Annotated in this window: 11 protein-coding genes; 10 read left to right on the forward strand and 1 reads right to left on the reverse strand. The window is 70.1% G+C overall.

Annotated elements, in window-relative coordinates; genetic code table 11:
- Positions 1–176: 176 nt before the first annotated feature.
- Complete coding sequence (locus ACV7NM_RS26045; RefSeq protein ID WP_463412551.1) at positions 177–956, reverse strand: peptidylprolyl isomerase; 780 nt, start codon at positions 954–956, stop codon at positions 177–179.
- A 163-nt stretch (positions 957–1,119) separates the two neighbouring features.
- Between ACV7NM_RS26045 and ACV7NM_RS26050 the strand changes: the two genes are divergently transcribed.
- The 10 genes from ACV7NM_RS26050 (at position 1,120) to mltG (ending at position 12,461) form a co-directional block, all read left to right on the forward strand.
- Positions 1,120–1,830, forward strand: a complete 711-nt coding sequence (locus tag ACV7NM_RS26050; protein ID WP_463412552.1) for an MBL fold metallo-hydrolase — start codon at positions 1,120–1,122, stop codon at positions 1,828–1,830.
- A gap of 10 nt (positions 1,831–1,840) precedes the next feature.
- Positions 1,841–3,100: a histidine--tRNA ligase gene (hisS, locus tag ACV7NM_RS26055; protein ID WP_463412553.1), complete on the forward strand. Its 1,260-nt coding sequence runs from the start codon at positions 1,841–1,843 to the stop codon at positions 3,098–3,100.
- Between the two features lie 289 nt (positions 3,101–3,389).
- Positions 3,390–4,001 (forward strand): vitamin K epoxide reductase family protein, encoded by a 612-nt coding sequence (locus tag ACV7NM_RS26060; RefSeq protein WP_463412554.1) that lies wholly within the window; start codon positions 3,390–3,392, stop codon positions 3,999–4,001.
- Between the two features lie 41 nt (positions 4,002–4,042).
- Positions 4,043–5,398, forward strand: a complete 1,356-nt coding sequence (locus ACV7NM_RS26065; RefSeq protein WP_463412555.1) for a replication-associated recombination protein A — start codon at positions 4,043–4,045, stop codon at positions 5,396–5,398.
- A gap of 476 nt (positions 5,399–5,874) precedes the next feature.
- Positions 5,875–6,486 (forward strand): 30S ribosomal protein S4, encoded by a 612-nt coding sequence (gene rpsD / locus ACV7NM_RS26070; protein ID WP_008740451.1) that lies wholly within the window; start codon positions 5,875–5,877, stop codon positions 6,484–6,486.
- A gap of 180 nt (positions 6,487–6,666) precedes the next feature.
- Positions 6,667–7,095 (forward strand): DUF948 domain-containing protein, encoded by a 429-nt coding sequence (locus tag ACV7NM_RS26075; RefSeq protein ID WP_463412556.1) that lies wholly within the window; start codon positions 6,667–6,669, stop codon positions 7,093–7,095.
- A gap of 8 nt (positions 7,096–7,103) precedes the next feature.
- Entirely contained in the window at positions 7,104–7,466 is a 363-nt protein-coding gene (locus ACV7NM_RS26080) for a DUF6167 family protein (RefSeq protein WP_463412557.1), read from the forward strand.
- On the forward strand, positions 7,466–10,150 hold the full coding sequence (alaS, locus tag ACV7NM_RS26085) for an alanine--tRNA ligase (protein ID WP_463412558.1): 2,685 nt from the start codon (positions 7,466–7,468) through the stop codon (positions 10,148–10,150). The genes ACV7NM_RS26080 and alaS overlap by 1 nt, the downstream gene beginning before the upstream one ends.
- Before the next feature lie 2 nt (positions 10,151–10,152).
- Positions 10,153–10,623 (forward strand): Holliday junction resolvase RuvX, encoded by a 471-nt coding sequence (gene ruvX, locus ACV7NM_RS26090; RefSeq protein WP_136210922.1) that lies wholly within the window; start codon positions 10,153–10,155, stop codon positions 10,621–10,623.
- Between the two features lie 125 nt (positions 10,624–10,748).
- On the forward strand, positions 10,749–12,461 hold the full coding sequence (gene mltG, locus ACV7NM_RS26095) for an endolytic transglycosylase MltG (RefSeq protein ID WP_463412559.1): 1,713 nt from the start codon (positions 10,749–10,751) through the stop codon (positions 12,459–12,461).
- Positions 12,462–12,576: the final 115 nt, after the last annotated feature.

A 12,576-nucleotide genomic window follows, 5' to 3' on the forward strand; every position in this document is an offset into this window, starting at 1 on the left:
GCCTCGCGAGGGGTTCGCCCTCGGGCATCGTCCACAGTTTCCTGGGGCGGGCCGCGCCCGCCCTGCACAACGCCAACATAGGCGACCGTCGGGCCGGCTGTCCGCATCCCGCACGACGCAATATCGACGTACGGGCGCGGCCCGGCCGCGTCCGGTCACCGCTTCCCCGGCCCGGGTCAGTCCTTGGTGACGGTGCCCTTCTGGATGGTCACCGGGTTCTTGGGAGCGCCGTCCTGCGCCCCGTCGGCCGTCCCCGCCTTCGCGATGTCCTCCACGACCTTGAGACCGGCCGCGTCGATCTTGCCGAAGGGGGTGTACGAGGGAGCCAGCGGGCTGTCCTTGTACACCAGGAAGAACTGGCTGCCGCCGGTCCCGGGCTGCCCGGTGTTGGCCATCGCCACCGTGCCCGCCGGGTAGATCACCTGGCCCTGGTCGTTCGGCTTGCCCAGGGAGTCGAGGTTCTCGTCCGGGATGGTGTAGCCAGGACCGCCCATGCCGGTGCCCTGCGGGTCACCGCACTGGAGCACGAAGATGCCGCCGGTGACGAGCCGGTGACACTTGGTGTTGTCGAAGAAGCCCTTGTCGGCGAGCGACTTGAACGAGTTGACCGTCTGGGGGGTCTTCGACGCGTCCATCTGGAACGTGACGTCGCCCGCGCTCGTCTTCAGGGCGAAGGTGTACTTCGCCTTGTCGTCGATCGCCATGGCCGGGGGAGACTGCTTCGGCGTCGGGGACGCGGACGGCGAGGGGGTGTCCGAGGCCTCGGTCTTCTTGCCCTTGGAGTCGAAGACACCGCCCGCCACGAGGCCGACCAGCGTCGCGACCACCACGGCCACGGCCGCGCCGATCACCGCCGCACGGCGGCGCGCCTTCTGCCGGGCCTCCGCCCGCCGCTTCTGCTGGCGCTCGTACTTCTCCCTGGCGAGCTGTCGCCGACGCTGATCGCTGCTGACCACCGGTCGTCTCCTTGTGCGTCTCTGGTACCGCTGTCCGGGCTGGGTTAGGCCGTACCGTATATGGGTTCGCTGTGTCATGAGCCGCGCCGGTAGGCTCTGAGCAGCGGCGTCGCGCTCCGTGCGCACCGCCCGAGCTCCCGCCGGACGACGATTGAGGACGAACGTGCTGATTGCCGGGTTCCCCGCAGGGGCCTGGGGGACCAACTGCTATGTGGTCGCCCCCGCCGCCGGTGAGGAGTGCGTCATCATCGACCCGGGCCACCAGGCGGCCCAGGGCGTCGAGGAGACGCTGAGGAAGCACCGGCTCAAGCCCGTCGCGGTAGTCCTCACCCACGGCCACATCGATCATGTGGCCTCGGTGGTCCCGGTGTGCGGAGCACACGACGTACCGGCCTGGATCCACCCCGAAGACCGCTACATGATGAGCGACCCGGAGAAGGCCCTCGGGCGTTCCATCGGGATGCCGCTCATGGGCGAGCTGACCATCGGCGAACCGGACGACGTCCGTGAGTTGACCGACGGAGCGGACCTGAAGCTGGCCGGGATGGACTTCTCGGTGGCCCACGCGCCCGGACATACGAAGGGGTCGGTGACCTTCAGGATGCCCGAGGCGGCCGACATCCCGTCGGTGTTCTTCTCGGGCGACCTGCTCTTCGCCGGCTCCATCGGACGAACCGACCTGCCCGGCGGCTCCCACGCCGAGATACTCCGGTCGCTGGCCCGCGTGTGCCTGCCGCTGGACGACTCGACGGTGGTGCTGTCCGGCCACGGTCCCCAGACCACCATCGGCCGCGAGCGCGCGACCAACCCGTACATGCGGGACGTCGCCGCCGGCCTGGGGGACGGCGCCGCCGCCCCACGACGAGGAATGTGACGAGAATTTCGTGAGTACTTTTCAGGCTCCCAAGGGCACGTACGACTTGCTGCCGCCCCGTTCCGCCACCTTCCTGGCGGTGCGCGAGGCGATCTCGGCGCCCCTGAGGAACTCCGGGTACGGGTACGTCGAGACCCCGGGCTTCGAGAACGTCGAGCTGTTCTCGCGCGGTGTCGGCGAGTCCACGGACATCGTGAGCAAGGAGATGTACACGCTCACGACCAAGGGCGGCGACGAGCTGGCCCTGCGCCCCGAGGGCACCGCGTCGGTGCTGCGCGCGGCGCTCCAGGGCAACCTGCACAAGCTCGGCGGCCTGCCCGTCAAGCTCTGGTACTCCGGTTCGTACTACCGCTACGAGCGGGCGCAGAAGGGCCGCTACCGCCACTTCTCCCAGGTCGGTGCCGAGGCCATCGGCGCCGAGGACCCGGCGCTGGACGCCGAGCTGATCATCCTCGCCGACCAGGCGTACCGCACGCTGGGGCTGCGCGACTTCCGCATCCTGCTGAACTCGCTGGGCGACAAGGAGTGCCGCCCGGTGTACCGGGAGGCGCTCCAGTCCTTCCTGCGCGGGCTGGACCTCGACGCGGACACCGTGCGCCGCGCAGAGATCAACCCGCTGCGCGTCCTCGACGACAAGCGGCCCGAAGTGCAGAAGCAGCTGGTCGGCGCGCCGATGCTGCGCGACTACCTGTGCGACGCCTGCAAGGCGTACCACGAGGAGGTGCGGGCGCTGGTGACGGCGGCCGGCGTCGCCTTCGAGGACGACGAGAAGCTGGTGCGCGGCCTGGACTACTACACGCGCACCACCTTCGAGTTCGTGCACGACGGTCTCGGCTCGCAGTCGGCGGTCGGCGGCGGTGGCCGCTACGACGGCCTGTCCGAGATGATCGGCGGCCCGGCGCTGCCGTCCGTGGGCTGGGCGCTGGGCGTGGACCGGACCGTGCTCGCGCTGGAGGCCGAGGGCGTCGAGCTGGACATCCCGGCGGCCACCTCGGTCTTCGCGGTGGCGCTCGGCGAGGCGAAGCCGGTGCTCTTCGGGCTCGTCACGGAGCTGCGCCGGGCGGGGGTCGCGGCCGACATCTCGTACGGCGGCAAGGGGCTCAAGGGCGCCATGAAGGACGCGAACCGCTCGGGCGCCCGCTTCGCGATCGTCGCCGGCGAGCGGGACCTCGCCGAGGGCGTCGTGCAGCTCAAGGACCTGGAGTCCGGCGAGCAGAGCCCGGTGGCCGTGGCCGAGGTGGTCGAGGTGCTGCGGGCGAAGCTGGCCTGACGGCCGCATCGTCCGCAGGGGCGGGCCGGGGGAGCGCCCCCGGCCCGCCCCTGCGTCGTTCCGCGCCCGCGAGCACCGTAGGGCCCGTGAGCGCCGGAAGCGCCGTAAGTCCCGTAAGGCCCGTAAGTCCCGTCAGCCCGGACGGGTCGGGGCGGCTCGGGTATGCCTCGAAAAGCCCTGGAGGGCCGGGCCGCCCTCCCCGTCCTTATCCCCGTCGAACGGCCCCGGCGCCGCCCCGTACGGCACAATGGCCGGTGCTTGATGACCTTGCAGATGTGGAGCGGGCGGGATGACGACAACAGGCGCTGACGCGGACACCGCCCGGACCTTCGGCGCGAGCCGGGCCCTGGCGCTGCTCCTGGTGATCACCGGCGCGGCGGCGCTGCTGGCCGCCTGGGTGATCACCATCGACAAGTTCAAGCTGCTGGAGGACCCGAACTTCACGCCGGGCTGCAGCCTGAACCCGATCGTCTCCTGCGGCAACATCATGAAGAGCGACCAGGCCGCCGTCTTTGGGTTCCCGAACCCGATGCTGGGCCTCGTCGCCTACGGCATCGTGATCTGCGTCGGCGTGAGCCTGCTGGCCGGGGCCCGCTTTCGCCGCTGGTACTGGCTCACCCTCAACGCGGGCATGCTGTTCGGCGTCGGATTCTGCACCTGGCTGATGTACCAGTCGCTGTACAACATCAACTCGCTGTGCCTGTGGTGCTGCCTCACCTGGGTCGCCACGATCTTCATGTTCTGGTACGTCACCGCCCACAACGTGCGCACCCGCATGCTGCCGGCCCCCGGCTGGCTGCGCGGCTTCCTCGACGAGTTCCCCTGGGTGCTGCCCGTCCTGCACGTCGGGATCATCGGGATGCTGATCCTGACCCGCTGGTGGGACTTCTGGACCTCCTGACGACCCCCGTGGTTGTCAGTGGCCTCGCATAGGCTTCCGGTGTGGAACCAGATCTCTTCACCGCCGCCGCCGAGGACCGCCAGGAGAAGGACCCGTCCAGTTCTCCGCTCGCCGTCCGGATGCGCCCGCGCACCCTGGACGAGGTCGTGGGCCAGCAGCACCTGCTCAAGCCCGGCTCGCCGCTCCGGCGGCTGGTCGGGGAAGGCGCCGGGGGACCGGCCGGAGCCTCCTCGGTGATCCTTTGGGGCCCTCCGGGCACCGGGAAGACCACCCTCGCCTACGTGGTCAGCCAGGCGACGCAGAAGCGGTTCGTGGAGCTGTCGGCGATCACCGCCGGAGTGAAAGAGGTCCGCGCCGTCATCGAGGGCGCCCGCCGGGCGGCCGGCGGGTACGGCAAGGAAACCGTCCTCTTCCTCGACGAGATCCACCGGTTCAGCAAGGCGCAGCAGGACTCGCTGCTCCCGGCCGTCGAGAACCGCTGGGTGACCCTCATCGCGGCGACCACCGAGAACCCCTACTTCTCGATCATCTCGCCACTGCTCTCGCGCTCCCTGCTGCTGACGCTGGAGCCGCTGACCGACGAGGACCTGACGGCGCTGCTGCGGCGGGCGCTGACGGAGGAGCGGGGACTGGGCGGGGCGGTGACGCTGCCGGCCGACGCCGAGGCGCACCTGCTGCGCATCGCCGGCGGTGACGCCCGTCGGGCGCTGACGGCGCTGGAGGCCGGGGCCGGTTCCGCGATCGCCAAGGGCGAGCCGGAGATCACCCTGCGGACGGTGGAGGAGGCCGTCGACCGCGCCGCCGTCAAGTACGACCGGGACGGCGACCAGCACTACGACGTGGCGAGCGCCCTGATCAAGTCCATCCGGGGCTCGGACGTGGACGCGGCGCTGCACTACCTGGCCCGGATGATCGAGGCGGGGGAGGACCCCCGCTTCATCGCGCGGCGCCTGATGATCTCCGCCAGCGAGGACATCGGACTCGCGGACCCGACGGCCCTGCCGCTCGCGGTCGCCGCAGCGCAGGCCGTGGCCATGATCGGCTTCCCGGAGGCCGCGCTGACCCTGTCGCACGTGACGATCGCCCTGGCGCTGGCCCCCAAGTCGAACACCGCGACGACGGCGATCGGCGCGGCCCTGGCGGACGTCAGGGCGGGCCTGGCCGGTTCGGTCCCGGCGCACCTGCGGGACGGCCACTACAAGGGCGCGGCCAAGCTCGGCCACGCGGTGGGGTACGTCTACCCGCACGACGTGCCGGGCGCGATCGCCGCCCAGCAGTACGCGCCGGACGAGGTCCAGGGCAAGAGGTACTACGAGCCCACGAGGTACGGCGCCGAGGCGCGGTACGCGGACGTGGTGGAGAAGGTCCGCGAACGCCTGCGGGGCGAGCGGGGCTGACCCGCCCGCAGGCATCCCCGCCCGCCGGGGCCTCGGATACGATGGTCCACGGACACCGGCGCCACATCCGTGATCTCGATCACGGTGGGGTCGTGGTCCTGGGCGTGAGCGGTGGCCTCCTCGGCCGCGGATCCCTTGGCAACAAGGAGGATCACGTCCCCGTCCGGGGTGACGGCCGCAGCGGCCGGTTCCCCGTCCCGCACCCGTCACGCCCCCGTCTGTCGGGAGCACCCGGCGGCGTGGGGGATACTGAGGCGTTGGACTCTACGAGGGTTCGTACGCGTTCGGCTCCGGTGAGCTGCCGAACGCCTTCCCTGGGACGCGGCTGACCTTGTCTACCGTCGTCGAAAGCGGATTCCGTTGTGGTGGAACCCGAACTTCGATGCGCACTGGACAGGGGGATCCCATGTGGTCGAGGCATTACGTCCTCCTCGTTACGGTAAGCCTCACCTGAACTACATGGAGGTAGGTTCCACGTGAACCAGAAGCGACCCAAGGTCAAGAAGTCGCGTGCCCTCGGCATTGCGCTGACCCCGAAGGCCGTCAAGTACTTCGAGGCCCGCCCCTACCCGCCGGGCGAGCACGGCCGTGGCCGCAAGCAGAACTCGGACTACAAGGTTCGTCTGCTCGAGAAGCAGCGTCTGCGCGCCCAGTACGACATCTCTGAGCGTCAGATGGCTCGCGCCTACGACCGCGCCAAGAAGGCCGAAGGCAAGACGGGCGAGGCGCTGGTCGTCGAGCTCGAGCGTCGCCTCGACGCCCTGGTTCTGCGTTCGGGCATCGCCCGCACCATCTACCAGGCCCGCCAGATGGTCGTTCACGGCCACATCGAGGTCAACGGTGACAAGGTCGACAAGCCGTCGTTCCGTGTCCGCCCGGACGACGTCATCACGGTGCGCGAGCGCAGCCGCGAGAAGGTTCCGTTCCAGGTTGCCCGTGAGGGTGGCTACGCGGGCGAGGGCGAGACGCCCCGTTACCTGCAGGTCAACCTGAAGGCCCTGGCCTTCCGCCTGGACCGCGACCCGAACCGCAAGGAAATCCCGGTCATCTGCGACGAGCAGCTGGTCGTCGAGTACTACGCCCGCTGATCTTCCGGCGGTCGTAGCCTCACAGGCTGGTCAGCCCGCCGGTTCCCCCTCGGGGGAGCCGGCGGGCTTCCTGCTTTCCCGGCCGGGTCGTAATTGCGGTACGGCCGGGGATCTCCGGCGCGATAGGGTCGGAGAAGACTTTTCATACGCAGTGATCAACGTGCAGAGAGCGGTGCGAACGTGTCCGGTGGAGAGGTGGCCGGGATCCTCGTGGCCGTCTTCTGGGCCATTCTGGTCTCCTTCCTCGCCGTGGTGCTGGCGAGACTGGCCCAGGTGCTCAGGGCGACCACCAAGCTCGTGGCGGACGTGACCGAACAGGCGGTCCCGCTGCTCGCGGACGCCTCGACGACCGTGCGCTCCGCACGCACTCAGCTCGACCGGGTCGACGCGATCGCGAGCGACGTCCAGGAGGTCACCTCCAACGCCTCCGCCCTGTCCTCGACCGTGGCCTCCACCTTCGGCGGCCCGCTGGTCAAGGTCGCGGCCTTCGGCTACGGCGTGCGCAAGGCCCTGGGCCGGACCGACGCCGAGCCCGCCAAGACCCCCCGACGCACTGTGATCGTCGGTCGTACGGTGCCGGGCGCCCGGCGCCGGAAGCAGAAGGGCTGAGACCTCCGATGTTCCGCCGAGCCTTCTGGTTCACCGCCGGCGCGGCCGCCGGCGTGTGGGCCACCACCAAGGTCAACCGACAGCTCAAGAAGCTGACCCCGGAGAGCCTCGCCGCGCAGGCCGCCGACAAGGCCGTCGAGGCCGGCCACCGCCTGAAGGACTTCGCCCTGGACGTCAAGGCGGGAATGACCCAGCGCGAGGACCAGCTGAACGACGCACTCGGATTGCGCCGGTCCGACGAGGACGCGGACCGGCTCGACAACGTCACCGCGTTGCCCGGGCCCCGGCGGACGCGGGCCCTCGCGCTCGACCCGCACGACCAGACCACCCACCGCCCGAATCTCTCGTACAACCGGAATGAGGACCACTGATGGAGTCGGCTGAAATCCGCCGCCGCTGGCTGAGCTTCTTCGAGGAGCGCGGTCACACCGTTGTCCCTTCGGCGTCGCTCATCGCGGACGACCCGACTCTGCTGCTGGTGCCCGCGGGCATGGTGCCGTTCAAGCCCTACTTCCTGGGCGAGGTCAAGCCGCCGGCCCCGCGGCTGACCAGCGTGCAGAAGTGCGTCCGTACCCCGGACATCGAAGAGGTCGGCAAGACCACCCGCCACGGCACGTTCTTCCAGATGTGCGGCAACTTCTCCTTCGGGGACTACTTCAAGGAAGGCGCCATCAAGTACGCCTGGGAGCTGCTCACCAGCCCCGTGGCGGACGGCGGCTACGGCCTGGAGCCCGAGAAGCTCTGGATCACGGTCTACCTCGACGACGACGAGGCCGAGCAGATCTGGCGCGACAAGATCGGCGTGCCCGCCGAACGCATCCAGCGCCTGGGCAAGAAGGACAACTTCTGGTCCATGGGCGTCCCCGGACCCTGCGGGCCCTGCTCCGAGATCAACTACGACCGCGGCCCCGAGTTCGGCGTCGAGGGCGGCCCGGCCGTCAACGACGAGCGGTACGTGGAGATCTGGAACCTGGTCTTCATGCAGTACGAGCGCGGCGCCGGCGACGGGAAGGAAGACTTCCCGATCCTCGGGGACCTGCCCTCGAAGAACATCGACACCGGCCTCGGCCTCGAGCGCCTCGCGATGATCCTGCAGGGCGTGCGGAACATGTACGAGACCGACACCCTGCGCGTGGTCATGGACAAGGCCACCGAGCTGACCGGCGTGCGGTACGGCGCCGCCCAGGGCTCCGACGTCTCCCTGCGCGTTGTCGCCGACCACATCCGCACCTCCACCATGCTCATCGGCGACGGCGTCACCCCCGGCAACGAGGGCCGCGGCTACGTGCTGCGCCGCATCATGCGCCGCGCCATCCGCAACATGCGCCTCATGGGCGCCACCGGCCCGGTCGTCAAGGACCTCATCGGCGTCGTGATCGACACGATGGGGCAGCAGTACCCGGAGCTCGTCACCGACCGCAAGCGCATCGAGACCGTGGCCCTCGCCGAAGAGGCCGCCTTCCTCAAGGCCATCAAGGGCGGCACGAACATCCTCGACTCCGCGGTCACCGAGACCAAGGCCGGCGGCGGCACCGTCCTCTCCGGCGACAAGGCGTTCCTGCTCCACGACACCTGGGGCTTCCCGATCGACCTCACCCTGGAGATGGCCGCGGAGCAGGGCCTGTCCGTGGACGAGAGCGGCTTCCGCCGCCTCATGCAGGAACAGCGCGACCGGGCCAAGGCGGACGCCAAGGCCAAGAAGACCGGCCACGCGGACATGTCCGCCTACCGGGAGATCGCCGACGGCTCCGGCGCCACCGAGTTCACCGGCTACGCCACCAATCAGGGCGAGTCCACCATCGTCGGCCTGCTGGTCAACGGCGTCTCCGCGCCGGCCGCCTCCGAGGGCGACGAGGTCGAGGTCGTCCTGGACCGCACCCCCTTCTACGCCGAGGGCGGCGGCCAGCTCGCCGACCAGGGCCGGATCAAGCTCGACTCCGGCGCGGTCATCGAGGTCCGCGACGTCCAGCAGCCCGTCCCGGGCGTCTCCGTGCACAAGGGATCGGTACAGGTCGGCGAGGTCACGGTGGGTGCCTCGGCCTACGCCGCCATCGACGTCCGGCGCCGTCGGGCCATCGCCCGCGCCCACTCCGCCACCCACCTGACCCACCAGGCCCTGCGCGACGCCCTCGGCCCGACGGCCGCCCAGGCCGGTTCCGAGAACTCGCCCGGCCGCTTCCGCTTCGACTTCGGCTCGCCGAACGCCGTCCCCGGTACGGTCCTCACCGACGTCGAGCAGAAGATCAACGACGTTCTCTCCCGTGAGCTCGACGTCACCGCCGAGATCATGAGCATCGACGAGGCGAAGAAGCAGGGCGCCATCGCCGAGTTCGGCGAGAAGTACGGCGAGCGCGTGCGCGTCGTGACCATCGGCGACTTCTCCAAGGAGCTGTGCGGCGGTACGCACGTCGGCAACACCAGCCAGCTCGGCCTGGTCAAGCTGCTCGGCGAGTCCTCCATCGGCTCCGGCGTCCGCCGCGTCGAGGCACTGGTGGGCGTGGACGCGTACAACTTCCTCGCCAAGGAGCACACGGTCGTCGCCCAGCTCCAGGAGCTGGTCAAGGGCCGTCCGGAGGAGCTGCCGGAGAAGATCGCCTCCATGCTCGGCAAGCTGAAGGACGCCGAGAAGGAGATCGAGAAGTTCCGCGCGGAGAAGGTCCTCCAAGCCGCCGCCGGTCTCGCCGAGAACGCCCAGGACATCCGCGGCGTGGCCCTCGTCGTCGGTCAGGTGCCCGACGGCACCGGCGCCGACGACCTGCGCAGGCTGGTCCTCGACGTCCGCGGGCGGCTCGGTCAGATCTCGGGGCAGGGCGGCCGGCCGGCCGTCGTGGCCCTGTTCACCGTGGCGGGCGGCCGTCCGCTGACCGTCATCGCCACCAACGAGGCCGCCCGCGAGCGCGGTCTCAAGGCCGGTGACCTGGTCCGCGCCGCCGCCAAGACCCTCGGCGGCGGCGGTGGCGGCAAGCCGGACGTGGCCCAGGGCGGCGGCCAGAACCCGGCCGCCGTGCCGGAGGCCATCGCCGCGGTCGAGCGCCTCGTCACCGAGACGGCCTGACGATGACACTGCGCCGCGGCCGCCGACTGGCCATCGACGTCGGGGACGCCCGGATCGGGGTCGCTTCCTGCGACCCCGACGGGGTTCTGGCCACACCGGTGGAGACCGTGCCCGGTCGGGACATCCCGTTCGCCCACCGGCGGCTGCGGCAGCTCGTGCAGGAGTACGAGCCGCTCGAAGTGGTGGTCGGCCTTCCCCGTTCGCTCAGTGGGCGGGAGGGGCCGGCCGCGGCCAAGGTGCGCGTCTTCGCCACTGAACTCGCCAAGGGCATCAAGCCGGTGACGGTCCGTCTGGTGGACGAGCGGATGACCACGGTCACCGCCGCCCAGGGGCTCCGGGCCTCCGGGAAGAACGCCAAGAAGGGGCGGGCGGTCATCGACCAGGCGGCCGCCGTGGTGATCCTTCAGAACGCTCTTGAGACCGAACGGGTATCAGGTAATCCGCCCGGTGAGTGCGTCGAAGTGGTTGTCTGATCGCGATACGGTAACGTTCCGCGCGATGTGACGGCATTCGAACAGCCGTCGCCCACCACTTCAGAGGCGGAACCGGGTGCCGTGGCGTCGAGCCGCTGCCTCCGTCTCGCGGCTCTAGGGGATCGATGACTGAGTATGGCCGGGGCCGCGCCCCCGAACCGTGGCACCCCGAGGACCCCTTGTACGGGGACCAGGGGTGGAACGGGCATCCGGCCCAGCAGGGTCCGATGCCTTACGCCGGTGGTCCGCAGGAGCAGTACGCGCAGGCGCCGCAGCACCAGGACCCGCAGTTCCAGGACCCGCAGCAGTACGAGCAGCAACACCAGCAGCAGCACCCGGACCAGTTCCAGCAGCAGTACCAGCAGGTCCCGCAGGAGGGCTATCTCCCGCACCAGCAGTACCAGCAGAACGACCAGCCGCAGCCGCAGCCGGCGTACGGGGGCAGGCCGTGGGACACCGGCCAGGCCCAGTACGCCGGCGCGCCCGCTCCGGTGGACCCGTACGCGGGTGCGGAGCCGTACGCCCAGCAGACCGGCGGCGGCTTCCCCGGCGAGGCCCCCGACCTGTACGGCACCCCGGAGGCCTTCCCGCCGCCGGTACCCCCGAGCCGGCGCCACCTGGAGCCGGAGCCGGGGAGCCAGGACGCCGACGTACTCGCGGAGGACCCCGAAGAGGAGCCCGGGCTCCCCGAGGGCGACGACGGCCGTCCCGGCGGCGGTGGCCGCCGTGCGGGCCGTTCGAAGAAGGCCAAACCCAGACGCAGGGGCGTGTCCTGCCTGGTCGCGGCGGTGGTGGTCACGGCGGTCCTCGGCGGAGGCGGCTACTACGGCTACACCTTCATCAAGGAGCGGTACGGCCCGGGCGAGGACTACGCGGGCTCGGGCCTCGAAGAGACGGTCGACGTCGAGATCCCCAAGGGCGCCACCCTCGGCCAGATGGGCAGCATCCTGGAGAAGGCGGGGGTCGTCGCGAGCGCCAAGGCGTTCGTGAGCGCCGCGAACACCCCCAAGGGCAAGGGCATCCAGCCGGGTACCTACCCGCTGAAGAAGAAGATGTCCGCCGCCGCCGCCGTCGCGCTGATGACGGACCCCTCGAAGCTGAACGTCCTCACGATCGCCGAGGGCTCCCGCAACGTCCAGATCTACGACGCCATCGACAAGAAGCTCGGCCTCCAGGAAGGCACCACGAAGAGCGTCGCCGGCAAGGAGTTCAAGAACCTCGGGCTCCCGGACTGGGCGAACACCAACAAGGACATCAAGGACCCGCTGGAAGGATTCCTCTACCCGGCGCGGTACGACCTCACCAAGGACATGAAGCCGGACGCGCTGCTCAAGCAGATGGTGGCGCGGGCGAACGAGGAGTACACGAAGTCCGACGTCAAGGGCCAAGCCTCCAAGCTCGGTCTCAAGAGCCCGCTGGAACTGGTCACCGTCGCGAGCCTCGTCCAGGCCGAGGGCAAGTACCCGCACGACTTCGTCAAGATCTCCCGGGTCGTCTACAACCGCCTCAAGCCCGGCAACACCGAGACGTACGGCCTTCTCGACTTCGACTCCACGGTCAACTACATGAAGGGCCAGAGCACGCTGGACATCGGGTCCGTCAACGACCTGCGCAAGATCGACGACCCGTACAACACCTACCGGATCAAGGGCCTGCCCGCCGGTCCGATCGGCAACCCGGGAGCGGAGTCGCTCAGGGCCGCGATCAACCCCGAGCCCGGTCCCTGGTACTACTTCGTGTCCGTCAACGAGAACAAGACCCTGTACGCGGTGACCAACGAGGAGCAGAACCGCAACCGCGCCGAGTACGAGAAGGAGCGGCAGAAGACGGGGCAGTAGGCCCGCGTCCACGACGTCCCCCACGCACCGCCCCCGCCGCCCCCGGACCCCGCGTCCGGGGGCGGCGGGGGCGGCCGCCCTCCCGGTGCGAGGGCTGGGGTACTGTTTTGCGCGC

It is taken from the genome of Streptomyces sp. Tek67B01, assembly GCF_055231995.1.